28 protein-coding genes and 1 pseudogene are annotated in these 26,374 nt (G+C 61.8%); 11 read left to right on the top strand and 18 right to left on the bottom strand.

All coding sequences use genetic code 11. The annotated features are described in order from the left end of the window. Positions 1-97: pseudogene (locus tag ACLQ7E_RS12360) on the bottom strand (RidA family protein); the annotation flags it as partial. 434 nt (positions 98-531) lie between these two features. Here ACLQ7E_RS12360 and ACLQ7E_RS12355 point away from each other — a divergent pair. Further along, positions 532-882: a GNAT family N-acetyltransferase gene (locus tag ACLQ7E_RS12355; protein WP_411732878.1), complete on the top strand. Its 351-nt coding sequence runs from the start codon at positions 532-534 to the stop codon at positions 880-882. Between the two features lie 146 nt (positions 883-1,028). On the opposite strand, the gene ACLQ7E_RS12350 is transcribed toward ACLQ7E_RS12355, so the two are convergent. Then, the gene (locus ACLQ7E_RS12350) at positions 1,029-1,832 is read right to left on the bottom strand and encodes an aminotransferase class IV family protein (RefSeq protein ID WP_411732875.1); all 804 of its coding nucleotides are present in this window, start codon (positions 1,830-1,832) and stop codon (positions 1,029-1,031) included. Between the two features lie 16 nt (positions 1,833-1,848). Here ACLQ7E_RS12350 and ACLQ7E_RS12345 point away from each other — a divergent pair, with 16 nt between their 5' ends. From ACLQ7E_RS12345 to ACLQ7E_RS12335, 3 genes are all read left to right on the top strand, one after another. Next, on the top strand, positions 1,849-2,226 hold the full coding sequence (locus tag ACLQ7E_RS12345; RefSeq protein WP_411732874.1) for a MerR family transcriptional regulator: 378 nt from the start codon (positions 1,849-1,851) through the stop codon (positions 2,224-2,226). Positions 2,227-3,057: 831 nt separating this feature from the next. Continuing rightward, positions 3,058-3,426 carry a hypothetical protein gene (locus ACLQ7E_RS12340; RefSeq protein WP_411732873.1) on the top strand — a complete coding sequence of 123 codons (369 nt, stop codon included), beginning with the start codon at positions 3,058-3,060 and terminating at the stop codon, positions 3,424-3,426. 182 nt (positions 3,427-3,608) lie between these two features. Continuing rightward, complete coding sequence (locus tag ACLQ7E_RS12335; protein WP_411732872.1) at positions 3,609-4,055, top strand: GNAT family N-acetyltransferase; 447 nt, start codon at positions 3,609-3,611, stop codon at positions 4,053-4,055. 39 nt (positions 4,056-4,094) lie between these two features. On the opposite strand, the gene ACLQ7E_RS12330 is transcribed toward ACLQ7E_RS12335, so the two are convergent. The 8 genes from ACLQ7E_RS12330 to ACLQ7E_RS12295 all read right to left on the bottom strand — a co-directional run bounded on the left by ACLQ7E_RS12330 (position 4,095) and on the right by ACLQ7E_RS12295 (position 12,334). Beyond that, positions 4,095-4,694 (bottom strand): class I SAM-dependent methyltransferase, encoded by a 600-nt coding sequence (locus tag ACLQ7E_RS12330; RefSeq protein WP_411732871.1) that lies wholly within the window; start codon positions 4,692-4,694, stop codon positions 4,095-4,097. A gap of 122 nt (positions 4,695-4,816) precedes the next feature. Further along, positions 4,817-7,291, bottom strand: coding sequence for a S26 family signal peptidase (locus ACLQ7E_RS12325; protein ID WP_411732870.1), 2,475 nt, complete (start codon positions 7,289-7,291; stop codon positions 4,817-4,819). 26 nt (positions 7,292-7,317) lie between these two features. Next, entirely contained in the window at positions 7,318-7,944 is a 627-nt protein-coding gene (locus ACLQ7E_RS12320; protein ID WP_411732869.1) for a hypothetical protein, read from the bottom strand. A gap of 594 nt (positions 7,945-8,538) precedes the next feature. Continuing rightward, a complete protein-coding gene (locus tag ACLQ7E_RS12315) occupies positions 8,539-9,024 on the bottom strand; it encodes a hypothetical protein (protein ID WP_411732868.1) in 486 nt (161 codons plus the stop codon). 75 nt (positions 9,025-9,099) lie between these two features. Beyond that, the gene (locus ACLQ7E_RS12310) at positions 9,100-9,591 is read right to left on the bottom strand and encodes a DUF4259 domain-containing protein (RefSeq protein WP_411732867.1); all 492 of its coding nucleotides are present in this window, start codon (positions 9,589-9,591) and stop codon (positions 9,100-9,102) included. A gap of 210 nt (positions 9,592-9,801) precedes the next feature. After that, entirely contained in the window at positions 9,802-10,677 is an 876-nt protein-coding gene (locus ACLQ7E_RS12305; RefSeq protein WP_411732866.1) for a hypothetical protein, read from the bottom strand. 190 nt (positions 10,678-10,867) lie between these two features. Further along, complete coding sequence (locus tag ACLQ7E_RS12300) at positions 10,868-11,188, bottom strand: DUF4259 domain-containing protein (RefSeq protein WP_411732865.1); 321 nt, start codon at positions 11,186-11,188, stop codon at positions 10,868-10,870. A 300-nt stretch (positions 11,189-11,488) separates the two neighbouring features. After that, positions 11,489-12,334: a hypothetical protein gene (locus tag ACLQ7E_RS12295; RefSeq protein WP_411732864.1), complete on the bottom strand. Its 846-nt coding sequence runs from the start codon at positions 12,332-12,334 to the stop codon at positions 11,489-11,491. Between the two features lie 231 nt (positions 12,335-12,565). Here ACLQ7E_RS12295 and ACLQ7E_RS12290 point away from each other — a divergent pair, with 231 nt between their 5' ends. Next, positions 12,566-14,005: a glycosyltransferase family 2 protein gene (locus ACLQ7E_RS12290; RefSeq protein ID WP_411732863.1), complete on the top strand. Its 1,440-nt coding sequence runs from the start codon at positions 12,566-12,568 to the stop codon at positions 14,003-14,005. Beyond that, the gene (locus tag ACLQ7E_RS12285; protein WP_411732862.1) at positions 13,989-14,183 is read left to right on the top strand and encodes a hypothetical protein; all 195 of its coding nucleotides are present in this window, start codon (positions 13,989-13,991) and stop codon (positions 14,181-14,183) included. Before ACLQ7E_RS12290 ends, ACLQ7E_RS12285 begins: the two co-directional genes overlap by 17 nt. 516 nt (positions 14,184-14,699) lie before the next feature. Here ACLQ7E_RS12285 and ACLQ7E_RS12280 read toward each other — a convergent pair. The 4 genes from ACLQ7E_RS12280 to ACLQ7E_RS12265 all read right to left on the bottom strand — a co-directional run bounded on the left by ACLQ7E_RS12280 (position 14,700) and on the right by ACLQ7E_RS12265 (position 17,653). Continuing rightward, complete coding sequence (locus ACLQ7E_RS12280; protein WP_411732861.1) at positions 14,700-14,990, bottom strand: hypothetical protein; 291 nt, start codon at positions 14,988-14,990, stop codon at positions 14,700-14,702. A gap of 824 nt (positions 14,991-15,814) precedes the next feature. Next, complete coding sequence (locus tag ACLQ7E_RS12275) at positions 15,815-15,940, bottom strand: DUF4193 family protein (protein WP_411732877.1); 126 nt, start codon at positions 15,938-15,940, stop codon at positions 15,815-15,817. Between the two features lie 7 nt (positions 15,941-15,947). Then, positions 15,948-16,118, bottom strand: a complete 171-nt coding sequence (locus tag ACLQ7E_RS12270) for a DUF4193 family protein (protein WP_411732860.1) — start codon at positions 16,116-16,118, stop codon at positions 15,948-15,950. Positions 16,119-16,942: 824 nt separating this feature from the next. Next, the gene (locus ACLQ7E_RS12265) at positions 16,943-17,653 is read right to left on the bottom strand and encodes a GAF and ANTAR domain-containing protein (RefSeq protein WP_411732859.1); all 711 of its coding nucleotides are present in this window, start codon (positions 17,651-17,653) and stop codon (positions 16,943-16,945) included. A gap of 857 nt (positions 17,654-18,510) precedes the next feature. Here ACLQ7E_RS12265 and ACLQ7E_RS12260 point away from each other — a divergent pair. Continuing rightward, positions 18,511-19,593 carry a YbdK family carboxylate-amine ligase gene (locus ACLQ7E_RS12260; protein ID WP_411732858.1) on the top strand — a complete coding sequence of 361 codons (1,083 nt, stop codon included), beginning with the start codon at positions 18,511-18,513 and terminating at the stop codon, positions 19,591-19,593. 594 nt (positions 19,594-20,187) lie between these two features. After that, positions 20,188-20,391 (top strand): cold-shock protein, encoded by a 204-nt coding sequence (locus ACLQ7E_RS12255; protein WP_411732857.1) that lies wholly within the window; start codon positions 20,188-20,190, stop codon positions 20,389-20,391. A 221-nt stretch (positions 20,392-20,612) separates the two neighbouring features. Here the strand turns inward: ACLQ7E_RS12255 and ACLQ7E_RS12250 are convergent, their stop codons facing one another. After that, positions 20,613-20,828 carry a hypothetical protein gene (locus tag ACLQ7E_RS12250; protein ID WP_411732856.1) on the bottom strand — a complete coding sequence of 72 codons (216 nt, stop codon included), beginning with the start codon at positions 20,826-20,828 and terminating at the stop codon, positions 20,613-20,615. Positions 20,829-21,000: 172 nt separating this feature from the next. Between ACLQ7E_RS12250 and ACLQ7E_RS12245 the strand changes: the two genes are divergently transcribed. After that, positions 21,001-21,468, top strand: a complete 468-nt coding sequence (locus ACLQ7E_RS12245) for a DUF4383 domain-containing protein (RefSeq protein WP_411732876.1) — start codon at positions 21,001-21,003, stop codon at positions 21,466-21,468. 273 nt (positions 21,469-21,741) lie between these two features. Here the strand turns inward: ACLQ7E_RS12245 and ACLQ7E_RS12240 are convergent, their stop codons facing one another. The 3 genes from ACLQ7E_RS12240 to mraY all read right to left on the bottom strand — a co-directional run bounded on the left by ACLQ7E_RS12240 (position 21,742) and on the right by mraY (position 24,859). Further along, on the bottom strand, positions 21,742-22,419 hold the full coding sequence (locus ACLQ7E_RS12240) for a cation transporter (RefSeq protein WP_411732855.1): 678 nt from the start codon (positions 22,417-22,419) through the stop codon (positions 21,742-21,744). Beyond that, the gene (locus ACLQ7E_RS12235; RefSeq protein WP_411732854.1) at positions 22,413-22,745 is read right to left on the bottom strand and encodes an ArsR/SmtB family transcription factor; all 333 of its coding nucleotides are present in this window, start codon (positions 22,743-22,745) and stop codon (positions 22,413-22,415) included. Before ACLQ7E_RS12235 ends, ACLQ7E_RS12240 begins: the two co-directional genes overlap by 7 nt. Positions 22,746-23,755: 1,010 nt before the next feature. After that, on the bottom strand, positions 23,756-24,859 hold the full coding sequence (mraY, locus tag ACLQ7E_RS12230; protein ID WP_411732853.1) for a phospho-N-acetylmuramoyl-pentapeptide-transferase: 1,104 nt from the start codon (positions 24,857-24,859) through the stop codon (positions 23,756-23,758). A gap of 253 nt (positions 24,860-25,112) precedes the next feature. Here mraY and ACLQ7E_RS12225 point away from each other — a divergent pair, with 253 nt between their 5' ends. After that, positions 25,113-25,481, top strand: coding sequence for a class I SAM-dependent methyltransferase (locus tag ACLQ7E_RS12225; RefSeq protein ID WP_411732852.1), 369 nt, complete (start codon positions 25,113-25,115; stop codon positions 25,479-25,481). Positions 25,482-25,593: 112 nt separating this feature from the next. Next, complete coding sequence (locus ACLQ7E_RS12220; RefSeq protein ID WP_411732851.1) at positions 25,594-25,863, top strand: hypothetical protein; 270 nt, start codon at positions 25,594-25,596, stop codon at positions 25,861-25,863. Positions 25,864-26,374 lie beyond the last annotated feature (511 nt).

Below are 26,374 nucleotides of genomic sequence, written 5' to 3'. Positions count from 1 at the left end.
CAACGTAGATTGTGGTTGCACCGGCCGGCACAATGGCGACGTGACTGAAGGCTGGACTGTGGACAAGCCCCTCGGGGCGGATGCGTTCAATAGTCATGCCTCACGATGGCATGAACCGCTGACATCGGCAATCATCATCGCCAGTCGTGATGAGCCCACAAGCCCGCAAGCCGGTCGCTGGCCGGTTGCCGGATCAGTGGTGGGGCGTAGCACGGATTCCGATACGTGATCATTCCGCAAGGGGAACCTCCAACGGGACGGCTCGGCATTGCTTCACCGGCGTGGCATGTAATGAAGGATGAATTAATGCATGCCCCGTTAGAGTTGCACCATGCTGACTGAAACAAAACGACTGTCCTTGGACCGACCCACCGCCGAGGACGTCGCAGGTCTACATGAGATATTTAGTGATCCGCGCGTTTGGACCCACATCCCGACCCAGCGACATTCCTCGTTGGAGAAGACCCGCGTGATGCTGGAATCCTGGAATCCTGGAATGGGGCATGGGACCGGGACTCACTCGGGCCGTGGGTGGTGAGGGCCGCAGGGGCAACCAAGATCCTTGGGTACGGCGGCTGCTCGGTCAAGCGAAATGCTTTTTGGAACCTGGGGTACCGGTTTGCGGTTGAGGCCCAAGGCCGCGGCTATGCAACCGAGGTTTCTTTCGCAGCCATGAATCATGCGCAGCGAAGCCGCCCTGAAATCCCGGTCGTCGCCTACCTACTCGAACACAACACGGCGTCGGCCCGCGTCGCCGAGAAGATCGGGCTCACGCTGGCCCACCGGGGAATCGATACCGGCAACCCGGATCCTGACGCAATTCGCCTTGTATATGCTGACCGGAAGCTGAGCTGCGACGAACTGTCCCTAATCATCCAATAACGGAGTTCGGGGATGCTTCCCCGCAAGGCACCTTCGTCATCGGCCGCACTGCCGTGCTGCGGCCGGATGGCGAACGTCCTGCGGGAGGGTCCCTTGAGGTGTCTGCTTAGGGGCAGACTGTCCTGCGTGGCCAGCGCCCCTCCAGCTCACAAGGAGATTGGTGTCTCCGAGGCGTAGGCCTGATGCAGGAGACTTACCAGCTCGTCAGTGTCGGCGAGAGACTGCTCGGCGATGCGCGCAACTGGGATCCCCGGACTCCACGAGTTCATCACCGCCCCCGCGATGTCCCCGTTCAAGTCTGTTGTGTGGATCGGACGCGTGACCTGGTTAATGCCACTGGCTGCGAGTTGACGGTTCAGGATCTGCATCGTGATTCCGGGAAGCACGTGAGCTTCGGGCCAGATTACAGATTGGCCGTCCCAGAATGCGACGTTCCATATTGTTGCCTCGCTCAGGTGACCGGACGCATTCGTGAACACGGCATCGTCGAATCCGTGCGCGTTGGCGCGGCGAAGAAGCTGCGTTTTCGCAACCTCGCCCACGTGTTTGACGTGCGGAAGATGCCGCTCGTGTGGATAGACAGCGAGCGATAGTGGTGCGGGTGGCGGCGCGGCAGGGGCGGTGACTTTGACGAGGACGTCAAGATCAACCGTTCCATGAGTTCGCATGAACTCCCCTGGCTGTGAACTGATGTAGCAAGTCAGCGAGATGTCGGGCGGGGCGACCTTGGCGGCCGAGGCAAGAAGCTCGAGGATCTGCTCGTCGGGCAAGTGATGTCCGAAGAGCTCATTGCTCGCGTTACGCAGCCGGTCTAGGTGGAGGTCAAGTCCTCTCACTGCATGATCACGCACCTGCATCGCGGTGAAGTGTGCGTACCCCGCGAACGCCAGCGGGGCCAGGTCGTCGGTCGTAGCCGGTTTACCATTGAAGTACGTTTCTGAATTCGCCATGTTTGCAATGTAGGAGATGACATTAGTGTCAAGGTCAAGTGCAGGTAGTTTGCTCCGGGTCGGCGACCTGTCGGCGCACACCGGAGTTAACCCCCGTCTGCTGCGCCACTATGAGAACGAAGGAATCCTTCCGGCTCAACGGTCCTCGACCGGGCAAAGATTGTTCGACAGCAGTGCAATCGAGCGGGTGATATACATACGTGAGCTGCTAGATGCGGGCCTGCCAATCCGCGTGATTCGTGAATTGATCAGTTGCATCCATGAGCCTGGCCGCCTCGAACCTTGCGCCGTCCCTGTCCTTATTGAGCACGTTAACGACTATGACGCACGGATCGCCGCGCTGGCCACCACGCGGGGTTCGCTCCAGGGACTCATCGATGCCTCGGCGCCCTAAATAAGCGAGACCCAGCCTTTTGGCAGAAGCTGGATCTGGCCCCAGAAACTGCTCGGCTCCGTCCTGCAAGCCGAACGTTCAGCGGAACTGTTCACTTGGCATGCGTCATGCGCAAGGAGGAAATGCGCGACGAATGCTTCTGTTGTGCCCCGGAACGTACGGCTCTTTGGTGACGACGTCGCGGTCGGCGCGCAATGGGCGTTCCTGATCGATAGTCTGGTTGCATGCCCATCAGGACACACGGAACCACGCGCTCCCCTGTATTCGCAGCTTGTGTCGTCCTTTTGGGCTTGCTCGCGCTTTGGATGGCGCAGCCATTCCTGCCAGGTTGGGCCTGTGCGGCCAGCCTTCCGGCGGCGTGCGCTCCGCAGCTACTGCCTGTTCGTGCATCGCTGATTAGCGCAGGCATACTCTCAGTGCTGCTCGCGACCCTCGTCGTCGGGCTGTTGCTTCGGCCCAGAGCAAACCCGTGGCTGGGCGGTCTGTCCCGATGCGCCGTCGTCGCCGTGCCGGTAATCCTGCTCCTGACAGTCGTCGCGCACTTCCTGATACCACAGCCCTGATTCGCGCTTGCATGGTTCGGATTGCCGGGGCGGACCTTAAAGCACTGTGCCCGAAAGCCGAACCTTGACCGGACATTTCGTGGGGCGGCCATCAGCACCGGCAACGGACTCGAAGGATCTTCTTCTAGGACGGTCCTCCGGGATGGGTAGACTCTCCTTCAACTGATCCAGGACGGCTTGGTGCAGGCTGCAATGATCGAAGTGACCAGGCAAAGGGAAACGCGAATGAGAAGGGCCCTTGCATTTAGCCGGGAATCGGTGAAACTCCATGGCTGATCCGCTCAACGACATCGAACTTGAGATCATCGAAAACGGTGAAGACGACTGGGTCCTTTTCCTCCACATCATGGGGATCATCAACGAAGCCAAGGGCAGCGTCCTGACCGAGGACGAGGCCGTTGCAGAGGCCACAGGAACTGTCTTGGCCCTGTGCGCCAAGGGGTATGCCCAGCTCGGGAGATACACCGGACCTACAAGCTTTGTGCCGTGGCCCGAGACCGGCGATGCGCTCCGGACTCGGCTGGAGCACGAGCTGAAGAATCCGCCTCCCGGGGAAGGCCACGAGGGCAATCTGATGTACATCATGCTCGATATCCTGCCTGACGGGCAGAAAGCCAGAGACGAACAGTCGCAGTAACCGAACGCTAACCGGACATTCTTTGTGCCTTTGCTTTTCAGCACCGCCAGGCAACAGCCTGTGTTTGCCCGTGATTGCCTCCCTTTTTCTACCCCGGCATGTTCAATGGGGATATGGAAATTCGCCCCCGCACAGACGATGACCTCGCCGCCCTTTCCTCACGCTGGAAGGCTCACGGGGGCGTGCATGAATCGCACCACTCCGGCCAGCTCGCCGGTGACACGACGTACCTGGTCGCCTGGAGGGACGACGAGCCCCTGGGTTCGGGAGTCGTTCAGTGGGGTGGATGCATAGGACCCAGCGCGCGGGAGGCATTCCCCCGGGCCGTGGAGATCAACCATTTGCAGGTCCGCGACGAGTATCGCAGTCAAGGGGTCGGGACCGCGTTGATTGCCGCAGCGGAGCAACTAATCGGGCGAAAGGGAATGCCCCAGGCAGCGGTGGGCGTGGCCCATGACAATCCCCATGCTGAACGCCTGTATCTGGGTCTGGGGTACCGCAGGACCGGGATTACTGATGTCAGTGAATACTCATGGGTCTCGGACGACGGAACTGTCCAGCAGGCCAACGAACGCGATCAAGTGCTCGTCAAGGACCTGTTGCAAGGACCTGACCGACACTGCGAGTGATGCCTGACTTTCCGTGAGGCAAACCCGATAGCGGAACCTTTACCGGGCAATCGCGGAAATTGCTGCGTGGGGCCGGCTTCCAGAATCTTGGCGCGTTTCGACGTCAATCACGTCGAACCCCGCACTGTGGAGCAGTGAGGTCATCTGTTCTACAGACCAGTAATAAGCAGTGGTGATCGCATGATCAAAGGGTTCTGCGGAATCACCCTCAAAGAAACCGATGAGTAGATGTCCTTGTGGTGCAAGGACGCGGGAAAGCTCGGAAAGGATCGTGGGTAGTTCCGTTGGCGGCACATGAATCAGGGAGTACCAGGCGAGCACCCCTTTCAAGCCTCCATCAGCTGCGTCGATATGGCGGAGTGAGGAAACTTGGAATGTAACGTCAGGAAAGCGGCGACACGCCCCGTCTACGAACTCGGCAACTAGATCAATGCCTGAGACGTCGACGCCCCGCCTGTGCAGGAAATCTGTCCAATGCCCCGGCCCACATCCCGCGTCGAGCACGCGACCGCCAATCAGCTCTGCCCAACGTCCAATGCGATGTTGGTCAAGCGCATGCATCTGGTCGATCGCGCCGAGTGCGGATGTGTACTCAGCGGTTCTCTCCGAATAGGCCTGTTGAACGAGAATGTCAGTCATGCCACGACTGTAGTAACGAGCAAACATTATTCAACCCCGACATGCCGATTTTCAGCAGCCCGGTAGGGGAACGTCCACTGGGACACACGAAACTGGCCGGACGCCCCCTGCACTCTTCGTGGTTAGAAGTCCCTGTCGAGCGTTCCGGTTTCGATCACCGGTGCGACGGAGGATGGGACGCCGGTTGCGCTGGTGACGGACGACGTCGGCGTCCACACCATCGCGGCAGCCGTGCCGGCGATGTTGAGGCTGCCGGTCCCGCTGTTGGCACTTCCCAGCGTCAGGGTGACCACGGTCTTCGGGATGCCGGCGGTGGTCACCGTGGTGGCCGTCATGGTGGCGTTGAAAGTGAAGGTCTTCTTGGTCTTGGCGAAGTTGCCCTTCGTGTTGATCGTGCCCAGGTTCACCGTGCTGCCCGGCCTCTGGATGTCCACGATGTCTCCGCTGTTGCCCGTGCCCAGGCCCTGGACGTTGCCGTCGCGAAGCCGAAGGGTCACCGGCAGGGAAGCGCCGGACCATCCCGGGGTGACGGACGCGAGATTGACCTGCTGGCTGTAAGTGAAGCTCAGTGTGTCGCCGGCGTCGAACTTGCCCGGGACTCCGGTGCCGTTCGCGGCCTGGACGTCGGCGCCGCGCAGGGGGCTGTTGTCCACGCGCCGGCCCGTCACGAGGACGGAGGTCGTTTCCTTGCCCGCGCCGTCGGTGAGGACGGCTCGGAAGTCGTATAGCCCGTCGGACACGGTCCGCGTGTCCCAGTCGCATGAGTACGGCGCTGCTGCAAGGGTGCACCGGGTGGTCCAGGTGTTTGTCCCCGCAGGCGAGGACTGGATCCGGACATTGCCCACGCCCGCCGTGGAGTTCGCGGCCGCCGCGAGGGTGGCGCTGCCTGACAGGTAGGCCCCCGGATCCTCCATGGACACCGAGGATACGGTGTTGTCCACCACCCTGTTGGCGACCGGGACCGAGGTGGTGCTGTTGCCCGCCGCATCCGTGGCGATGGCCCGGAAACTGTAGGAGGCATTTTCCATGACAGTGGTGTTGAACCGGCAGGAATAGGGTGCCTCGGTGATGCTGCAGAGCTGCGCCCAGGTGCTGGTTCCCGTGCGGGCGTACTGGATCTGCACCTTCTCGATGCCAGAGTCAGCGTCCGCGGCCCCGGCGGCGAAGGTGCTGGTGCCCCGCAGCGGTGTGCCAGCATCGCCCATCGACACCGTGGGGGCCGCGTTGTCCACCAGCACGTCGGTGATGGTTTCCGAGTAGGTGGAAGCGCCCCCTGAGACGGCCACTGCGCGCAGGTCATAGGCGTCGTTGGCGAAGCTGCCGGTGGGCCAGGTGCAGTTGTAGGGGGAAGGCAGGTTCTGGCAGAGCGTGTTCCATTTGTTGGCCCCCGCCAAGGAATACTCCACCCGAACGGTGTAGGCAGTCCCGCCCGGGTTGTTGAGCGTGGCGGCGACATTCACGGTGCCGCGCACGATGTCGCCGGGAATCTCAAAGGCCACAGTGAAGGTGTTGGCCACCGTGGTTTGCACCGTGGATGAAATCGTGGTGAGTCCCGAATTGTCGGTGGCGACGGCACGGAGGCCGTAGGCCCCGTCCGGCACGGTCTGGGTGTTCCACTGGCACGTATAGGGTTCGGCCGCCCGGGTGCACAGCGTGGTCCATGAGCCGTTGGGCGGCAGGTACTGGATGACCACGCTGCGGATTCCCGTTTCGGCATCGCTGGCCTCCGCGGTCAGGGCGACGCTTGCCCGGACCGTGGTCCCGGGGCTGGCCATGGTGGCCGAAGGCGGCGTCCAGTCCGCAGCCGCGGCAAACGTGTTGGAGGCGTTCGCGGTGGAGGCCGTGAATGCGGCCGATGAGAAGGCCGTGGCGGTGGCCATCACCAGGACAACCAATGCGGCCAGGAGGCCGAGCGCGGCACCTGCCTTCCAGCGCCGAGAATGGTCAGAGGGAAGCGGATCTCCGACTGCCACTTCGCCGTCGTCTTCGCTGTCTGCTTCGTTGCCTTCGTCGTCCTCCTCATCGTCTTGGGAGGTGCGGGTGCCGAACACGGCAACGGCGACGGCGAGCAGCGTCAGCACGCTCCACCACGCGAGCGCGGCGAAGTTCCCGCTGCCCAGCCAGAGCCCGGGGAGCCCCACCGCGGGAACCAGGAGCCTGGCTTGCCCGGTGATCTGCCCCCGGTCCAGCGGGGTGCTGTCCACCTCGGTGTTGGCGTCGCCCGCGGTGACGTAGGTTCCGTTCGGGTTTTCTGCAACGATCCGATGGAGCCGGGTCTTCTCCACCCCGCCGGGCTCGGCCTCCGCCGGGCTGGTGAATTCCACGACGCCGCCCACCGGGACCTGCTGGGTTGCGCCGAAGTCCGCCGCGAGCACCACGTCGCCGGGGCTGATGTGCGGTTCCATGGACCCGCTCTGCACCACCGTGCCGTGCCAGCCCAGCAGGGCGGGCAGCATCGCCATCAGGGCAAGGCTCAACAACACGCCCAGATACAGCCGCGAGGCGAGGGACGCCAGAAACAGCGTCCAGCCGTCAGCGGAAAACAGCGGGCCCCACCGGGAGGGTTTCCGGGCGGACCCGGGTTCCTTCCGGTTCACAGGTTATGGCTGCCGTGGCCTCCCGGCTACGGCGCCGTGGGGGACTCGTCGGACTGGAGCTCCCACACCAGGTCGATGCCCACGCGGGCGCCCTGCAGGGCGTTGATCTCGTCCTGGCTCATGCCCGTGGTGTCAAAGCGCCAGGTGCCGCGGTAGCTTCGGGTTTCGCCGGGGGTACCGGCCGTCTCCCAGGGGGAGCCGCCGGTGGAGAAATCGTGGTTGGCCGCCGACAGCGCGGCGAGGGTCATTTCCGGGACGTTGTTGGTATGAGGCGTGAAGCCGGTGCAGTCGTTGAACGAGCCGCCCGTGCCCTGCTCCAGGTCGAAGTGGATCCGGTCCTGGAGGCCCTTGGCGCTGATCAGGTTCTGTGTGTAGGCGCGCACCACTCCCGGAACGTCGGACCCGGAGGTGACCACGATGCATTTTTGGCCGGTCTGGCCGGGGACGATGTTTTCCACCGTGAAGGCGGCCGCGCCCAGGTCGTCGTCGGTGAGGACGACGTTGCCGGTGCTCCAGGCGCTGCCGGCGTTTCGGGTGGAGGCGGTGAAGGCTGCCTGGGAACCCTGCCAGACCATGGTTCCGGCGAGCAGGATGGCCAGGGGGGCGGCGCCGAACATGGCGATCTTGCGGATATGTGCGGATGGGGGTTTCATGGTTGTTGCCTTTGTCTTGGGAATCGAGCTCATTGAATGATTTGCCCGGCCCGGCATAGTGCCGACCCGTCTCTCCCCAAGCCCCCAGGCGCTGAAACTCCGAATTGTATGGGATTGGCTACATGTCTGAGGGTAACCGCTATTTTCGCGGCATCCGACCAACCATGTCCTGTCAACTGTGGTTTCACTGTCCCTGGAGCATGGCGCGCTCCCAATTCGGGAAGGGCCAAGATCCGCTGGTCAATGTTTTCGCAGTGGAAAGGGATCACGGTTGGTCCGCCGCCGGGTTTCGTTAGCCGACCCCCAAGACCGGCTACGTAAATCACTATTCCGGGGATTCCCCAAGTTCACGGCCTGGTATTGCACAAGATTGGGGCAGTGTTTCGGCAGGATCCGTGGGCCAATCGTGAGCGTACCTTGCGCCTTTCCACCGTATTCCGGGCGATGATGTACCTCGGGGATCTGGCCCTGGGGAGAACCATGGAAGGGAAGCGCTCGTCATTTTCGTCTAATGGCGACTGCACTGGGTGTCCGAAGTCGTCTGCACTGCGATGGGCTGTCCGAAAGCGGAACCCTTAGCGGACGATTTAGGAGTTAGCCAATTTCCACCTTGCAGGTTTTGCCAGTTGGTTCTCCGGCCACAGTGAACTCAATATGTAGGAATCGAGCAGTATCAGGCGGTTCAGGAAGGTACACCCAAGTCGCTTCCCAATCGGTCCCGCTTCCAGCGACTTGCCCGACATCGCAGCGATATGTGGTTCCTATATCATCCGAGATATTCGCTCTAACAGGGCCAAGAACTAGCTGACCGGGCATGGCCGGCGAGTCCCCGGCCGTTTCCGCCCCGTCACGTTCCCTCAGGTTGGCCCACTGCGACATTTCCGCGACGTAGTGTTCGTCGCGGCGCTGGGTTTCGGGACTGCGAACCCCTTCGAGGTGGAGCCTTATTCCATGTGTCCCTAACCATCCGGCTGTAGCGACCGGAACGTCGACAACCACCTCGATCCCGACGAACCGCACGTCCACGCCATCGTTGGTTGCAACAATGTGATCCACGGGGGCAGAAATGATTGTCATCATTTGACCACCATAGCGTGTGGTTTTCGATCCCAAATGTTGCATCCCCAAACGCCAGAAAATGCGGCGCGCACCGTTCTATAGGGGAACCTCCACCGGACAGGGGGAAGGCCCGTTCCGGGTGTTGCCGGGGGAATCGCCCCGGGGCATGGACGTCAAGAGGCGTGCGCGCCAGCGGGAGATTTCGGCGGTGAAGTCCTCCCATTGGCCCGATTCCATCCACAGTTCACCCAGCTCGTTTTCCTCGGGGTCCTTCATGCGGTCAAGCACTGCCGCGGCCTTGGCGGCAAGGTGGTCGGGCAAGGGGTCCGGGCTTCGTGGCCAGGGCTGGGGGGCGTAGTTTTCATCGTCCTGAAGCATCTCTGGTTCGTTCCACGCGACGACAAGTGCGGCGGCTGCCAAACCGGCGGCCCCGTCCGAGCCGTCCACGTCATCGGATGAGCCCAGGACCGCGTCCAGGGCCGCATCGATCACCGAGGCAACCTCGGTTGCGGTGTTCGCATCATCGAACTCGTACCCGAAGTCAGCGGCGTCGTCGTTGCTGAAGACCGAGACATCCCATGCGCCCATGTGCAGTGCTCCTTCGTCGATCCCCGGGCCGCCGGAGGGGTGGCCTTGAGTGAGATTCTTGCATACCCTCCGGTCAATGTGAGCCGGAAACGCGCGAGCCTTGTTTGCGGTGCACCGGTGGCCATCGGCCGGCGACCCTCCATGCGCCCAAGGATCCGTCGAGTGGAAGCCGCAGGGCGGTCCGCGAGTGGCCTGCCATATCGGACAGGGTCATGCCTCGTGTTCGATGTAGCCGTTTCCATTCCTTTCCCAGTCTTGGTCCTCCGAGCCCGGAAGCAAACGGTGTTCCGGAACACGGAAGACGTCCGCCCAATCCTTGGGCCTGTCGTCCCATGCTTCGATCAACCACTTGGGAGGCCTGGCGTTGAAATCGAAATCGAAGTAGACGCAATTAGCCTGCAGGTCCCAGATGGACGCGGTGGGATCCATGGCGCGGACGCCATTGAATGCCACACCGCGGAACGGCTGGATTTTCGACGCCTGCACGATTCCCTCCAGTGCGCTCACCAACGTGAAGTTCACGAATTGCGGCCACCTGTCACGGGGCGGTAGGACCTCGATCTTCCCCGACTGGACGATCTCGAACTCCTCCACCTGGCCAAGCATGCCCCAGTCCGTGTGGCGGGACGCGCTTTTCACGCGTCGTAGCGTGACCTTGCGGGCCGAACCGGACAGGTCTTGGAGCATGTCGAGGGGTCCGCCGTCCACTTCCACGTCTTGGAGGGGAGGGGAGGCAAGGAATTGCTCCGTCACGCCACCGGCGTAGGGCATGATCACGCGTTTTAGGTTCAGCGTGCCGGCGGGGGCACCTGAGTAGGGCAGGATCCCTTCGCAGTTATGAATCAGGAGCTCGGAAAGCCGGGGCATGGACTCGATCCCGGTGAAGTCCACCGCGTAGCCTTCAAGGCTGATCGCGACGGCCTGGATATCGGGATCCTGCGAGGCTACTTCCGCGGCGAACAATCCGGACTCCGGCAATTGCTTAATGTGGGCAAACTTGACCGTCTCGCGGTTCCCGCCGAACGGTTTGCGGTCCAGTTTTTGCGTGCTCCAGATCAGTCCGGAAGCTGACTTGTGTTTTGCCACGGGGTCATCGATTCGTTCATGCCAGGGTGCTCACTGGCAGGATGGGGTTTCAGCCCATCCTGCCCGAGGAAGGGACAACTATCTCGCTGTCCGGATTGGATCACTCCGTGTCCCAGACGCGAACCCCCACTGGGACAGTGGGAAGCGCTCGTTCTTGGTCGCGCGGGGGAGCTGCCCAAGGTCGTGGCGATCAGGAGAGGCGGGTGCGCCAGCGGGATATTTCCGCGGTAAAGTCCTCCCATTGGCCCGATTCCGACCACAGTTCACCCAGTTCGTTGTCCTCGGGGTTCTTCATGCGGTCAAGCACTGCCGCGGCCTTGGCGGCAAGGTGTTCGGGCAGGGGGTCCGTGCTTCGTGGCCATGGCTGGGGGGCGTAGTTTTCATCGTCCGCCAGCAGCTCCGGTTCATTCCACGCGACGACAAGCGCGGCGGCCGCCAAACCCGTGGCCCCGTCCGAGCCCTCCACCTCGCCGGATGAGCGAATGACCGTGTCCAGGGCCCCCTCGATCACCGATGCGACCTCGGCTGCGGTGTTCGCCTAATCGAACTCGTACCCAAAGTCTGCGGCGTCGTCGTTCCCGAAGACCGAGACATCCCATGCGCCCATGTGCAGTGCTCCTTAATCGATTCCCTCGCCGACGGACAGCCGGCTTAGGGGAGATTCTTACACACCGCCTCGGTTAGCATGAGCCGGAAACGCGCGAGCCGGCTTCCGGTGCACGGGTGGCCATCGGCCGGCGAGGCTCAGTGCGCTCGGGGATCCGTGACGTGGACGCCTCTGGGCGGTCCGCAAGTGTCCGATGTGGCCGTTTCAATCCTCTTCGTCCCAGTGTTGGTCCTCCGAGCCCGGAAGCAATCGGTGTTCCGGAAGATGGAAGACGTCCGCCCAATCCTTGGGCCTGTGATCCCATGCTTCGACGAGCCATTTGGGAGGACTGGAAGTGAAACCGATCCACACGTAGTCGGCCTGCAGGTCCCAGATGGATGCGGTGGGATCCATAGCGCGGAAGCCATTGAATGCCACACGGCGGAAAGGCTTGATTTTCGAGGCTTGCACCAGGCCCGGAATCGAACTCACCAGCGAGAATTCCACGAACTCGGGCCAGTTGTCACGGGGCGGTTGGACCTCGATCTTCCCCGACTGGACGATCTCAAATTCCTCGACCTGGCCGAGCATGCCCCAGTCCGTGTGGCGGGACGCGCTTTTCACGCGTCGTAGCTTGACCTTGCGGGTCGAACCGGACAGGTCTTGGAGCATGTCGAGGGTGCCTCCCTCCACTTCCACCTGGTGGAGAGGGGGTGAGGCAATGAGGTGTTCCGTCACGCCACTCGTGTAGGGCAGGCGCAGGCGTTTCAGGCTCAGCGTGCCGGCGGGGGCACCTGAATAAGGCAGGACCCGTCGGCAGCCATAGACCAGGATTTCGGATAGCTGAGGTAGCGACTCGATCCCGGTGAAGTCCACATCGCTTTCCAGATCCATCGACACGGCTTGGATATCGGGATCCTGTGCGGCCACTTCCGCGGCGAACAATCCTGACTCCGGCGCTTGCCTGATGTCGGCAAACTTGACCGTCGAGCGGTGCCCCTCGGGCGATTTACGTTCAATTTGTTGTGCGCGCCAGATCAGTCCGGAAGCTGTCCTGTGTTTCGTCGTCACGGTGGCCTCGATTCGTTCATGCCAGGGTGCTCACTGGCTGGATACGGTTGCAGCCAATCATGCCCGACGAAACGACTATCACTGCGCAGTCCAGATCGGGATTCTTCGCTCCCTGACCGCCGACGGCCGCCGAATCCATGTGGGACGAATCCTCTACAGTTGTCCAATACGGTCCCGTGGCGTAGATCACCGGCACCGTGCCGCTTTTCGACACGACCCCTGAGGATCACCATGAACATCACGCCCCGTATTGGATCTGTCCGCCGCAAGGCCAAGGGGCTTGACGCGCGCCTGCGACAGCTCGGCATCCGCGCCACGGATTCCGGGCCCACCACCAGCGCCGGCACGGCACGGGTGGCGGTGGTCATCCCGGTGTTCAACGCGATGCCGTACCTGCGTGAGCTGCTCGAGTCGCTTGCCGCGCAGGACCTGGACCCGGCATTGTTCGAGGTGATCGCCGTCGACGACGGGTCGACCGACGGCGCGGCACAGGTGCTCCAGGACTTCGGTGCACATCATCCGAACTGGCGCGTGATCCGCCAGCGCAACAGCGGCTGGCCGGGCCAGCCCCGGAACGTCGGGATCGCCGCGAGCACCTCCGACTACGTCTTCTTCGCCGATGCCGACGACGTCCTGGGGTCCGAGACCCTACGCAGGATGGTGGCATTCGCCGATGAGCACCAGGTGGACGTGCTGGCACCGCGCATGGTCGGGATCGGCGGTCGGGGAATTGTTCCGGGAGTCTACACGAAGACCTTGGTCGACGCCCCGCTGCGCACGATCCTGGCCACCCTGTCCCCGCAGAAGATGGTCAGGCGCGAGCTGCTGGACACGCACAGCATCCGGTTTCCCGAGGGCCTCATCCGACTTGAAGATGGCATGATGCTCACCCGGTGCTACCTGGCCTCCCGGCGCAACTCCATCCTGGTCGACTACGACTACTACTTCATCCGTACCCGCGAGGACGGCGGCAACATCAGCTCCCGGCGCTCGGCCCCCGAAGAGTACACCAACTCCGTGGCAACAATCGCGCGGATCATCAAGGACAACCTGGAAGATGCCGGACAGACGGAGGTGCTGGTGCTTGACCTGTACCGACGCAAGGTGCTGCGCGCCTACGCCCCGGCACGATTCCGGGCCATGAACGCCCACACACGCGCCCGGACGCTGGCGGCGCATGCCCGCTTCGCCTCCGAACACATTCCCGAGGCCCTGGAGGCACACCTGGGCTTCCCGCATCTGCAACGCTCCCGCCTGGTCCGCTCCCAGGACGAGGCAGGCCTGCTGCGGCTGGCCCGAACCGAAGAGGACCTGAACCCGGCCTGCCGCGCGGAACTGCTAGCCTCCCCGAATGCCGGACTGCTGTTCGACCTGGGACAGGCGGTCGGCTACCAGGCGGTGCGGCTGCTCGCTCGGGCCCGCGGCGCCGATGCCACCATGGCATTCGACCTCGCCCGGAGCGGTGCCGGGCACACGCTGGCGTTGCCCCTGGCGGAGCTGTCCGGCCTGGGCCCCGTGCTGGTGGATTTCTACGTGCAGCTCCGGCTGGACGGTATTGACGGCCCGGCCCTGCGGGTGTTGGCCCCGGCCCGGGGATTGCCGCGGAACCTGGACGGGACCCGGCTCTATGCCACGGTTAAGGGATACCTTTCCCTTGACCAACGCGGCTGACAACCGCCGCCGGGTCGCCCTGGAAAACCTGTCAAAGCAATGGATGCATGGCCCCGGACACAAAGAACTACTTCTCTACGACGGGAACACCGTTGCACCGGAGCTGAAGATGGGCGTGGGATCGGCATTCAGCTTGCGTGACCGGCACAATAATGGAAAGCTGCAACGACTGACCTGAGCAGACTTATGCCGGCCGCTGCAACTGACTCTGGGGAATCCGTCTGGGAACCTTCCTCAACGTTTCCTTTTTCACTGATCCTCTAGTCCGAGATTCCGGAGATATGGCCATCTTTTGGCGTGGCGGGAACGTTCCCTTTGCGGGTGGTCGGCTCTCCGATGAAGCCGTCTTTTGCCAGATGGGACACAGTGCGGGATTCGGTCTCGCGCAGGAGTTCCGGTGGGTGGTTTCTGTGTCGTCCATGCCGATGCTTTCAGGGTGTTCTTTTGGCGAAGTGTTGGTGGTGGTGGGCTAGGCTCGCTCCCATGACAACGGCGACGATTTCTTTTGACCATCACCTGACCTTGCTTGAGATGTCTGCCGAATCGGCCGGCCGCACTATGGCTCAGCAAGTTGTGCGGACCGGGCGGTTCATCCATCCCGGGGACCCGATGGGGAGTCTTTTGGCTCATGCCTGGGAGGTGGATCGCAAGTTTCCGGGTATAGCCATGCTCGTTCCATACCTCCGAGTAGCGGTCAGTCCTTTGGCGGGCCCGACAGGGGCCAGGGACGGTCATTGAGCTCTTGCCAGAAGGCCTCCGCTGTTCGGGAGGCCGAAAGAATGGCCCCTGCTTCGAGGGCGGCGCCTTGAAGGAATCCGGCCGCGTTCCGGATTTCCTCCGCATAGGCGGCATGGCCCATGCGTCCGGCGCTGATGATGGCGGCGCATTTCTGCGCTTGGTGGCGGATCAATCGGACCGGGACACTATCCAGCTCGTCGGGTTTAGCAAGTAGTTCTTGGTACTTGTCCGGGTCTAGCGTTCCCATGGCTAGCCGCCGCTGCTTTCGCGCCGGAGTTCTTCCAGCTGGCGGCGTTCCTATTCAGGACTGGCCGTTCCAGCAGTCTGCTCTGCGTGGTAGTTGGGGCAGCTTCTTGAACCAGGGTCTGCAACATCGCAATTGATTCCGGAGAAATTCCTGGCCCTGCCGATCATTGCAGTCCCGCTCCCAAAGAACTGGGTGATGAGCCAGTTCAACCGTTCACGGCAAGATGGCTCCCAAGCGAGCGGTGTTGAGGACTTTCAAGAATGACAGACGCCATCGATTCTCCGCCTGGACAGAAAGAGTTGGAATACAAGGGGTGCTTGTATTCCAACTCGCTCTTAAAGTAGCCTCGCCAAACCGTGGCGGTCACCATCATGACTACTGAGAGAAGATGTCTCCTACATTGCTGCGAAGATCCAGATCACCAAGGCAATGGCCACAAGAACTCCCACAATCGTCCATACAAGGTTGCTTCCACGCATGCGACTAACTTCCGTTCTCTTCGTTCGTACCTCTCATCATTGACTTGGAGGACCCGCAAAACAAGACTTCGCGATGGGGTTGCATGGCGACGGCCTGGTTTCGCCACGTAGCGAACTGCGGGCTTTTCACGCCATCGAACACGCGGTAAGTCTTCTCTTCGCGGCGATCTTGCTGGGGGCGTGTCCGGTTCCGCGATGCCTGCAGCTGGCACATGTGGTTGTTCCTGAGGAATGAACCTTTCGTCGTCGCCAAGCAGGCCAGAAGGGCGAGGCAGAAGAGTTCAATAGTGCCGAGGGCCGCCACTCGGACCTTCGGTCAGCTCGCCGCCAGGAACCGTGGGGCTTCTAGGGTTCCGCGCAATCGCGGCAGATCCTCACACCATCGAATTCCCTGGCGGCCTGGCTGAGGTGCCGGACCACGAAGCATTCCCCGCAGACGAACTCGTCCGATCCCTGGGGAACGACCTCCACCACGAGTTCATCGAGCACGATCGCCCCCCGGAAGCTCGCTGCCCTCTGAAAGATCCGTTTCCTCCCAGTCGAATTGGACGCTTTGGGCGCTGGACGCATCCATTTGCCGGACGTCTTTCAAGGTGCGTTCGGAAGCTTCTGCCACCTCCGGTCGGGCTTCGTCGTAATCCTGGGCCATGGTCGTTCCTCCGGGCGAGTCTGGGCGTTGCCGAAAGTGTAGACCCGGGAAGCGGGGCGGGCAATCCGGAATCCTGAGCGGGCAGGATGCAGCCAATCGTCCACCCGCTGGAGCCCACATCGCTGGTGGAACATCCAGCCCCGCGCAGATCTTGGATACCACCTCAGAGGTCGACCTGTCCAAGATTCGGATGAGGAATTCCGGCCACCCGGCCCGGGCTACTGGTGGGGTGTGCCGCACGAGAATCGACTTATGGGACATGGTGTTTCGTGTCCTGGTGCTGAAGTATTGGTGAAGTAGCCGCGGTGGAGCTTTGTCGTCGTCTGACTGGGCCGGGACCGCGCATGAGCCTGTGTCGCCAGAGTCAGCGGGAACACCCCTCTAATACATGATGAAGATCGTGCCGCGCTGAGCAGCAAGCCAATGGTTGGCCCTTGCATTGCCGAGGGTTTGGACGCGGCCCGAACTGAGTCGATAAGCCCACAAGAAGCCCAGGACTCTGACGTGGAATTCCCCCAAGAATCGTTCAAACCCCCGACAACGGTGGGCCCTCTCGCAAAGGGGGCTTGAGCCGATCCTAGCCAAGGCGACCCCGGCTGACTAGATGCTACTCGGATCACATTGTGCGGTTGCTATTCCTGGTGAGTCGCATCCCTACTGGCTGGCCTGATGGGCCGACTGGGGCAAATATGGCCGCAAGACAGTCCACGACGAAAGCGGAAACCAGTCCTGGGAAACATGAAGGTTGCCCCCTGGGATCAGGCCGGCCGCTCGATCTTCGCTTTCGGACCAATATCCATGATCCGAATCGCGCACACATCCGGTCAGGGCTCGAAATGTGTGAGTGCGGGCGACCTGGCAAATCGGGAGACCACTTCGAAGGCAACGTCATGCAGCTTCTGGTTGCGGTTGCTCGATGCTTTGCAAAGTACCTCGAAGGCTTCGGCCGCTGTGCAACGGCTCTGGGCCATCACTATGCCGCGGGCCAGGTCAATGGCAGTCCGGTATTCCAGGGCGGCGGACAGATCCTCCGTTTTCCGCTCGGCATCCGCGATCCTCAGTGCCATGCGCAGCGCCCGGCTGCCTTCATCCGCGAAACCCAGGGCGTCCGGTGCCAAGCCATTGCTGAAGATGTCGATTTCGCCAGCAAAAAGATTCAGTGTGGCGGTTGCGCGCGGTCCCACGTCCAGCGGAATCACCAGTAGGCCGGTAAATCCCCGTACCGTCATCTCGCGTTCGAACCCGGGCCAGCGGGAATCGGACGAGTCCGGCAGTATCACCGGCAACCCGGTACGCAGCGCGTGTCGGAAAGGTCCTTCGTCCAAGAATTTCCCCACACCCTCGAGGAGAACCACTCGGGCGTCGCTTCCGGCGATGGTCGCCGGGTGTTTGTTTCGATGCAGGGCCACCGAACACTCGACCCTCGCGCCGAGGACCCGTGACAGTGCTGCGGATGCGTGGACGGCCAGGCTCTCCAGAAGGCCTTGGAGGTCTTCCATTTCCGATACCAGGTCGCAGAGCTCCCCAAAAAACATCCATTCTTCTCGGCGTGTCCATGACACTGAACTTATGGCAGTGGAACCCGGTACACAACAACGGTCCCTAATCCCCTGAACACGTTGTCCGCGTCACCGACCTGCACCGGAAATTCCCGAAATCACGGTAGGTCGCTGAGCTCTCTGTCGTGCCATCACACGGGCGGGCGACACCACCATTGTCCCCTCGGCGTGAATTCTCGGACCAATTCTCACTGGACTCCGAGGGGCGGGGAACGCATCTGGCGGGTAAATGTTTTCCTGGTTGGACATGGCAGGTCCACGAGTTTGAACGAAGTTTCGTGGCGTGTCCGGGGCTGTACGTTCCCGGAAACCGCGCCTACCCTGAAGGTGCTGGCTTCCGCCGTTCTCCACGAATATGGATCCCGGGTACCAATTAGCGGTCCGTGCATGGCCCAACACTGATCTTGCAGCATGGGTTGACGCAACGTGAACGCGACAGCCGTTGAATGCATATTTCAGGAGGAAACCATCGAAATCCTTCACCCGGACGCTGACGCATCGGAGTCCCACCCACTCCGGCTGCTCCTCGGCGGCAAGCTTGAGCCGGACCTCCTGCCCATGTGCTCACGGCCTTCGTGCGATGTCTGCCAAACGGATGAATACCTGGTGTTCGAGAAGTTTGCTCCCGTCTGGCACCCGGGAACTTCCCGTCCCGTTGCGTGGGACGTCGATTGCTGGTGCGGCAAGTGCGAAACATATTACGGATTTCGCACACCGGCAGTTTCCCGGGACCGGGACATGGTGTAATCAAACAGCTAGGGGTGATGACTGAGCCTCGGTTCGCGCATATGTCAGTGGATCATCTCGGTAACGGAGGGACATGGAGGCAAGACATGCGTAGTTTTGGTGTGGAGGAAGAATCTTTTCTGCTGGACGTTTTCACCGGTCTGCCGGCGGCACCCTCCGCCTCGGCGCGGGCCGAGATGCTCTCGCTCGCCGTCGAGGGAACCACCACCCAGGGCGAGTTCTTCGCCTGCCAACTCGAGAGCAACAGCCCCGTCATGGAAACCGGGCAAGAAGCCCTTGAAACGGTGCGCGCCTACCGCAGGGCGCTTTCGCGGGTCTCCCAAGAGGCAGGTCACGCCGCGGTGGCGCTGGGGACGCCGCCGATGATCTCCGGTGCACCGGCGCAGGTAAGCCCCTCGGACAGGTACCGAATCATCAATGAATTCTGCGGCACCATCGCCGCCGAGCATTACCTCTCGGGTCTGCATATTCACGTGGGCGTGGAGGATTCGTCCGCGGGGGTCACCGCCCTGAACGAAGTACGCCGCTGGCTTCCCCTCCTGACAGCGATTGGCTCCAATTCGCCGTATTGGAAGGGTGCCGATTCCGGGTTCGCATCGTGGCGCAACATCCACTACCGACGCTGGTCGGTACAGGGTTTCCCCCCGCGCTTCATCGACGCCACGGACTACGAGCGCAGGATGCAGCTCATGATGGACGCCGACGCAGTGCTGGATTCCGGCCATATCAGCTGGGCCGCACGACTCTCCACCCGCTATCCCACTTTGGAAATCCGCGCGGCGGACTCCCAGATGAACGCCTCCAACACCGTGCTGATCGCCCTGATCGCCAGGTCCCTGGTCGATGCCAGCCTCAACGGTGCCGCCACGGGCTTCGACCCCCTGCCGGAAGCCCTGGATCTGGCGCAATGGCAGGCGGCAAAATTCGGGTTGCGCGGAAACCACGTCAATCCCGTCGACGGGAAAGGAACCTCCGCCGCGCTCATGCTGGCGTCCATGATGGATTTCATCCTCCCGGAGCTCAAGAAAAACGGGGATGACGAGTACGTGATCGCAGGACTCGCCCGCATCATGGAACAAGGGACCGGTGCAGGGCTGCAGCGGCAGCACTTCCACCAGGGTGGATTCAACGCCGTGCTCGCCCGGGCCCAGGAGCTCATCACCGACTAGCCTCCGGGTGCCCGACCAAATCCTCATCCAGCGGACAGGAACTGCAGGAGGAAACCTCTCCACAAGTGGCGCGGGAGCATCGCGGACGCCCAGGAAATGACCAATAACCGGGAGGCCCGCGGCTTCCCCCAGGTCGACAAACCGAAAACGCTGCGGCAGGAATCGCTGAGCCATGTGTTTTCCCGGCCGGCACCCAAGGACCGGTACCTGATGCAGCGCCACATAACCTTTGCGCGGCTACGCCACGAGACAACTCCTCGTGCGCACTCCCTGGTTTTCCAGCGTGAAGTGTTCAGAGCGGCCTTTCTGGGTTTCGGGTTCCCTGGCCGTGCCATGACGGTCTCCCGAAACACCTTTCCCCTCGAGTGGGCAGCGCGTTCTTGTCGCCGCCAAAGGCGCGAGACCTGGTGGAATCCCTGCACATCTCGATGGACTGTCGATCGGGATTGGTGGTGTGCGGCGGTGCCTGGCGCCGATGTAGCCCCGCGGTCCTTGCCTTGGTCTGACACCCGACCGTAGCATTGCGGCAGGGAAGGCACTCTTCCTGTTCGGCTTCCGGCCGGTGGCGATACGAATCCAGAGAAGGACGCAACGATGGCAACAGGCACGGTCAAATGGTTCAATTCCGAGAAGGGTTTTGGCTTCATCGCCCCCGATGACGGATCTGCGGATGTTTTCGCGCACTACTCGGCGATCGCCAGCAGCGGCTATCGCTCCCTGGAAGAGAACCAGAAGGTCCAGTTTGAAATTGTGCAAGGACCCAAGGGGCCGCAGGCGGAGAACATCCACCCGTTGTAAGCACTTGGCCCGGGGTAGGCCACTCGGCCCTTGCCGCAACCCGGCCCAGTGATCCGGGGCGGCAGCACCGGGTCCGTGCTTTTGGCGCAGACATTGCGGAAGGGGTTCGGAAATGGCGCAGGGCTTCAACGGCACGAAACCACTGAAGCCTTTCTGCGCGATCGTGGTTTTCACCTCTCCCGCTGTGGCGACGCCACGGGCGCCGATGGGTTAAGGCAACCCTAGTGCCGGTAGTTCGGGTAGTCGGGGTACCGGTAATCCGGCCCCCAAAACGGCCCATATCCGTAGTGGTCCAGGATGCTGCCGTAGGTGTCGCGTTCCTGGACCAGGTCGGGATCGTAGACAGGTGCGCCGGTGAGGTGTTCGCGGGTCTGGTCGATCCGCACTTCGTCGTTGGTGATGGAAGTGATGGCGTCGGGGTTACTGGCTTCCACCAAGCCGCGCCGCTTGCCCGTACGTGGCAATTCCACCAGGACCTGAAAACGACACTGAAGCCCTGCGACGGAGTTATGCATAGGCGCTTGGGGGGGTCCCTCGGCGGACGGAATGGAGGACTATGTGAGAACGCAGCAGGTCGCTGCAGCCACGATCCTCGGAAAGGGCCACACCATGACCAGCCACACAGCACATGCCGGCACCGAGCGCACCAACGTCCAGAAGGCGACCTTGGCCGTCGGCGCCGTGTTCCTGCTCGTCGGAATCCTGGGGTTCATTCCCGGGGTCACGACCAACTACGACCAACTCTCCTTTGCCAGCCACCATTCGGAGGCGTTGCTGTTGGGCGTATTCCAGGTGTCCATCCTGCACAACATCGTGCACCTGCTCTTCGGCATTGGAGGCATCGCGCTGGCCCGGACCCGCGGCTCGGCCAGGAACTACCTGCTTTGGGGCGGGGTCATCTACCTGGTCTTGTGGATCTACGGGCTGGTCATCGACCACGACAGCGACATGAACTTCGTGCCGTTGAACGACGCGGACAATTGGCTTCACCTGGTGCTTGGCATCGGCATGGTCGCCCTCGCCCTGCTCCTGACACGCCGCACGCACCACACCACGCGCGCAGAGGCAACACCCTAGATTCCGCGAGCCGGAAATCAAACGTCCCGGGTGACGCAAACCAGGGAATCTTGATCGATCATCCCGGGCGGCCGCCGCAGGTAGCGGCCGAACCCAGCGACCGGCGTCGCAGGGCCGTGTGTGGACTCTCCACGCAAGGCCTTGCGCTTTTTCCGGGCCGGCTCTCACCTGCCCTTATGCCTGCCGATCCTCGCCCCGGAAACGACCGGCGTCGGTGCCTGGCCGGGGTGCGGCGAGGTTCGTCCAAGGTGGCCCGTTGTCAGGGAAGAGCGATCAACAGCAACCTGTGCCGTTTTCCGGGTCCCCGCGTTCGCCGGTGAGGACGGAAACGGGTTGGGCGCAAGCCTCGCCCCTCCACGCCTCACGGCCTTCCCTGACAGCGAAAACCGCAATCACCAGACCGGCCACCGGGTCTGCCCAGGCCCAGCCAAGAAGACTGTTGAGCAGCAAGCCCACCAGGACGGCGGCGGAGAGGTAGGAGCAGATCAAGGTCTGCTTGGAATCGGCCACGGCCGAGGCCGATCCCAGTTCTCGGCCGGTGCGACGTTCCACCAGGCTCAGGAAGGGCATCACGGCCAAGCTCACGGCAGCCAGGATCATGCCAACGCCGTTGTGTTCCGCCTCCGTGATGCCGGCCAGGGTCAGCCCCGCGCTGACGCTCACATAGGCGGCGAGGCCGAAGAAGGAAATTGCGATCAGGCGCAGGGCCTTCCTTTCCCGGTGCTCTGGATGAGGTGAGGCAAACTGCCAGGCAACGGCGGCGGCGGAAAGGACTTCCACGATGGAATCCAGGCCGAAGCCGATCAAGGCGACCGAGGACGCCGCAGCGCCGGCGGCAAGGGCAATAATGGCCTCGATGACGTTGTACGTGATCGTGATGCCAACGATGAGCCGTATGCGGACCTTGAGCAGTTCGCGGCGCTCCTGCCGGGCCGTGGCAACGTTCAGCATGCGCACTCCGGACCCACGCAGCAATCGGGTTCCACCTGCAGGACCACACGCAGCAACTCTTCCATGGCGGCGCTCAGCTGCGGATCGCTCAACCGGTACAGGGAGCGCCGGCCTTCGGGCACTGCCTCGACCAGACCGCAACCGCGCAGGCAGGACAACTGGTTCGACATGACCTGCCGGGAAACCCCCAGGGCCTCGGCAAGATCCGAGGGGAAGGCGGGGGCCTGCCGAAGGGCAAGCAGGACACCCGCGCGAGTCGAGTCGGAGAGGGCATGGCCGAAACGCGCCAGGGCGGCGGTATGCGAGATGGTCGCTGTCGTGGTCATGAAACGATAATGCAGAAAAACGTGAATTCACGTCATCGTTGCATGGTGATGGTCTCGGTTGCTACGCGAAAACGACCCAGAGCGCCCCGATCCCCCGACGGGAACCACACGCTGTGGCTCCTGGCCACGCGGGGCGGCCTTCCTTCCGCCACAAATGGCGGTTCTCGCCGGGAATCCCAGACACCATGGACGGACCAGGCCGAGACATATCGGGACGAAGAGCCGCAGCTAATTTGCATGGGCCGGCGGTCCATGACACATGCTCGATTGCCGGCGAAACACCGCCAACCTGGACGGCCTCGCGGTGTGCCGGAGTAATGAAACAGAAGCTGCAGAGGAGCACGGAAACCGTAGGCCGAACCTTGACGCACTCGCGCGGCAAGAAGCTTGAAACACCCAGCGCTAGACGCGTGTGGGACCCGACAAAATATCGAGTCCCACAGCGTGCACCGGTCAAAGGATTCAAGTTTCACCAGTACGGCGACTGAAAGCTCCGTTAAACCCTGCAGTTGCCTGAAAATAGCTTATCAGGTCGCTTTTCGCAGTCGAGGGATCCGTTCAGGCGGATCCTTTAGTCTTCCTTGCTATGTCGCAAGACATCGGTGACAGTTCTGCCTCAACACCTCGGTGACAGTTCCGGGGGTTTTGGTGGTGACACTTCCCGTGGTGTTTACGGGGTTTGGGGCGTCGCTTTGCATGACAGATACCGCATGCACCCCCTGCCTCGGATACGCCGTCTGGCCGAAAACCCGGCCGCCCCTCGCGGCCATGCTGTGCCTTGTTCGGCCGGCAGCCGCCGGGGGTGTCCGGCGGCAAGCCCTGGGATTGATCGCAGACTAAGGGTGAGTCATGAAGGGGCCTGCGAGGATGAATTCCCTCCCGCCACCGCTGTCCCGTCAAAGGATCGCTTACGGTATGAAAAACTGCCATTCACGCAACTCGCTCGAATGGCATTTTTAGCGGCTAGCTTCGTAATGACAATGAGGTTTATGCCCCGCGAACGGGCTTGGTCACACTAAGACGACCCATTCCGCGTAGAAGATGCCGAGGGCGACGGCGACGCAAAGACCTGAAATGATCCAGAAGCGGGCCACAACGGATATCTGTGGCCAGCCCTGCAGCTCGAAGTGGTGATGCAAGGGAGTCATCCTGAAAACACGTTTGCCGCCGGAGATCTTGAAGAAGCTGACCTGGATGATGACGGACAGCGTGATCATGACAAAGAGGCCGGCCAGGATGACCAAAAGAAGCTGGGTGCGCGAGAGGATGGCGAAGCTTGCAATTGCGCCGCCGAGTGCCAACGCCCCGGTGTCACCCATGAAGATTGTCGCCGGGGATGTGTTCCACCAGAGGAATCCGACGAGTGCACCACACATCGCGCCTGCGATCAGTGCAAGATCCATAGGGTCACGCACCTCGTAGCAAATATTGGCCGCCACCCCGGGGGTACCGCAGCCTTGGTTGAACTGCCAGATTCCCATGAGCATGTAGGCACCGAAAACGAAGATCGAGGCGCCCGTGGCCAGCCCGTCGAGGCCGTCCGCCAGGTTCACGCCGTTGGAGGCGGCGGTGAGGATGAAGTTGGCCCACAGGACGAACAGAATGACCCCGATTGGTGGACCGGCGACGGCCAAGTCGATATCCGTGTCCCGGACAAAGGAGATTGCGGTGGAGGCGGGTGTGCGTCCGTTTGCATCGGGAAAGTTGAGGGCGAGGACAGCGAACGGCACCCCGACCAATGTTTGGCCAATAATCTTCGCCGGTGCGCTGAGCCCGAGACTACGTTCCTTGGAAATCTTGGCGTAATCATCCAAGAAACCCACAACGCCCATGCCAACGGTAGTCATCAGCAACAAAAGCCCCGACGCTGTCGGGCCGCCTGATGCCCCGGTCATCATCGCGAAGAGATGCGTAGCGAAGTAGGCGATCACCACCGAACCGATGATGACCACGCCACCCATCGTGGGTGTTCCACGTTTTGTGTGATGAGAGCTGGGGCCATCTTCGCGGATGAATTGGCCGTAGCTCTTCTTCGCCAGTAGACGGGTAAAAAGTGGGGTTCCGGCCAAAACCAATATTAAGGCTATGGACGAAGCCATGAGTAGTGCTACCACGTGAGGTGCCTCCTTGGGGTCCCGGACCGAATCCAAGGGATTCGGGTTGCGACTGAGAATCATCGTCGGGCACCGCCGTCGAGTCACTTGGGGTCAATGCTATCTGTTCGCCCAGTTCAGACCATGATTATGAGACTGAATCTGCGAATGTCGTTTCCTTGCCTATTTTTGTCCGCAAGAGTGAGATAAGGCTGTTACTTTCATAAAAGTGCCTGCCCCCAATGATCAGTCCGAGTTCCGGAGGAAAATTCATATGTCGCAGGATACCAATGACGACACCTTTGCCGAGGCATACTCGATCGCAAACGAGACTAGTCTTCTTAATGAATTCTATGAACGACCGGCGATGCTGAATCTCGCGGGTGAAGTTCGCAATTGCCGGATTCTTGACGCCGGTTGCGGCTCCGGACCGCTTGCGAGAGCACTCCTTGACCGCGGTGCCACCGTGAGTGGATCTGACGCTAGTGAAGCCATGCTCAATTTCGCCAGGAAAAGACTTGGTGAAGAGGAGGACCTGCTCGTAGCCGATTTTGGCCAGCCGCTGCCGTTCGCTGATGACCCGTTAGATGACGCAATGGCCTCGTTGTCTTCCACTATTTGGAAGACTGGGTGGATGCGCTAAGGGAGATGCGGCGGGTCCTGCGGCCTGGTGTCAGGCTCATCATGTCGGTAAACCATCCGATCCTTTACCCGTGGAGAGTGCGGCCGGCAATTCCTCGTGCAAGACTGGCCCAATGCCACCGTTCACGTTGTCTACCTCCACATCCATATCTGATGCAGAGATCCTTTCGCCGTACAACTCAGTTGGCTGGACGGACTACACCAACAGCCCGGATTTGCTCTTCCAAGCGATCAAAAGTTCTTCTTTTGTCGTATCCGCCTGGAACAGGGTGCTCATCAAGGATGACGAGACCCAACGGCGTGCTTTCTACCAGTCCTTGGGGCTGACCGAGGGATCTGACTTCAGCACCGGAACGGTGCGTGTCTTTGCTGAATTTCGGTAGCGCCGGATCAGCGCCGGGGCGGGGGATCTAACGCTGCATACTCTGCTATTCGAGGTGAGATCAGAAATGTGCGACCGGACCGATTAGGGAACGTCCCACAGGACGGTCAAAGGGCCTGCTGAAAACGGCGGGTTGATGGTTCAGGGAAAACGTGGTGAAACCCAGTCTTGGCCATCGGCCGGCCAAGGGGCCGACTCACCCGGTCTACCAGGCCGCATGTCCGCTGCCCGGCGACCATTCCCGGCAGCGGCCCACAGCCAGTTATGACCCTGCGCAACGCTGTCACCCGAATTTCATGGCCAATGGCCGGGATTTCATCCCCAGCGTTTACCCTATGACTTATGCATGTCGCAGCAAGTACAGCCAGGGCCATCGGACGGGCGTTGCTCCCCCGGCATCCGGCCCAGGGCATCGCCCTCGGCTTTGGAACGGCCATTGCCGTCGGGACGGCCGTGCTGATGCTCCCGATGGCCAAGATCGGCCCCGGCGGCGCCGGGTTCCTCGAGGCCCT

It is taken from the genome of Paeniglutamicibacter sp. (assembly GCF_046714615.1).
Classification (GTDB): domain Bacteria; phylum Actinomycetota; class Actinomycetes; order Actinomycetales; family Micrococcaceae; genus Paeniglutamicibacter.
This window is presented reverse-complemented; position numbering and strand designations above follow the sequence as displayed.

Bases quoted from the DNA above. Each gene is read 5' to 3' on its own strand.
- ACLQ7E_RS12350 (WP_411732875.1), bottom strand. From the start codon at position 1,832: ATGGCGAATTCAGAAACGTACTTCAATGGTAAACCGGCTACGACCGAC.
- ACLQ7E_RS12220 (WP_411732851.1), top strand. From the start codon at position 25,594: ATGCCACCGTTCACGTTGTCTACCTCCACATCCATATCTGATGCAGAG.
- ACLQ7E_RS12280 (WP_411732861.1), bottom strand. From the start codon at position 14,990: ATGGGAACGCTAGACCCGGACAAGTACCAAGAACTACTTGCTAAACCC.
- ACLQ7E_RS12270 (WP_411732860.1), bottom strand. From the start codon at position 16,118: ATGGCCCAGGATTACGACGAAGCCCGACCGGAGGTGGCAGAAGCTTCC.
- ACLQ7E_RS12310 (WP_411732867.1), bottom strand. From the start codon at position 9,591: ATGGGCGCATGGGATGTCTCGGTCTTCAGCAACGACGACGCCGCTGAC.
- ACLQ7E_RS12320 (WP_411732869.1), bottom strand. From the start codon at position 7,944: ATGAAACCCCCATCCGCACATATCCGCAAGATCGCCATGTTCGGCGCC.
- ACLQ7E_RS12290 (WP_411732863.1), top strand. From the start codon at position 12,566: ATGAACATCACGCCCCGTATTGGATCTGTCCGCCGCAAGGCCAAGGGG.
- ACLQ7E_RS12265 (WP_411732859.1), bottom strand. From the start codon at position 17,653: ATGTTTTTTGGGGAGCTCTGCGACCTGGTATCGGAAATGGAAGACCTC.
- ACLQ7E_RS12260 (WP_411732858.1), top strand. From the start codon at position 18,511: ATGCGTAGTTTTGGTGTGGAGGAAGAATCTTTTCTGCTGGACGTTTTC.
- ACLQ7E_RS12315 (WP_411732868.1), bottom strand. From the start codon at position 9,024: ATGATGACAATCATTTCTGCCCCCGTGGATCACATTGTTGCAACCAAC.
- ACLQ7E_RS12255 (WP_411732857.1), top strand. From the start codon at position 20,188: ATGGCAACAGGCACGGTCAAATGGTTCAATTCCGAGAAGGGTTTTGGC.
- ACLQ7E_RS12240 (WP_411732855.1), bottom strand. From the start codon at position 22,419: ATGCTGAACGTTGCCACGGCCCGGCAGGAGCGCCGCGAACTGCTCAAG.
- ACLQ7E_RS12225 (WP_411732852.1), top strand. From the start codon at position 25,113: ATGTCGCAGGATACCAATGACGACACCTTTGCCGAGGCATACTCGATC.
- ACLQ7E_RS12345 (WP_411732874.1), top strand. From the start codon at position 1,849: ATGACATTAGTGTCAAGGTCAAGTGCAGGTAGTTTGCTCCGGGTCGGC.
- ACLQ7E_RS12330 (WP_411732871.1), bottom strand. From the start codon at position 4,694: ATGACTGACATTCTCGTTCAACAGGCCTATTCGGAGAGAACCGCTGAG.
- ACLQ7E_RS12340 (WP_411732873.1), top strand. From the start codon at position 3,058: ATGGCTGATCCGCTCAACGACATCGAACTTGAGATCATCGAAAACGGT.
- ACLQ7E_RS12245 (WP_411732876.1), top strand. From the start codon at position 21,001: ATGACCAGCCACACAGCACATGCCGGCACCGAGCGCACCAACGTCCAG.
- ACLQ7E_RS12235 (WP_411732854.1), bottom strand. From the start codon at position 22,745: ATGACCACGACAGCGACCATCTCGCATACCGCCGCCCTGGCGCGTTTC.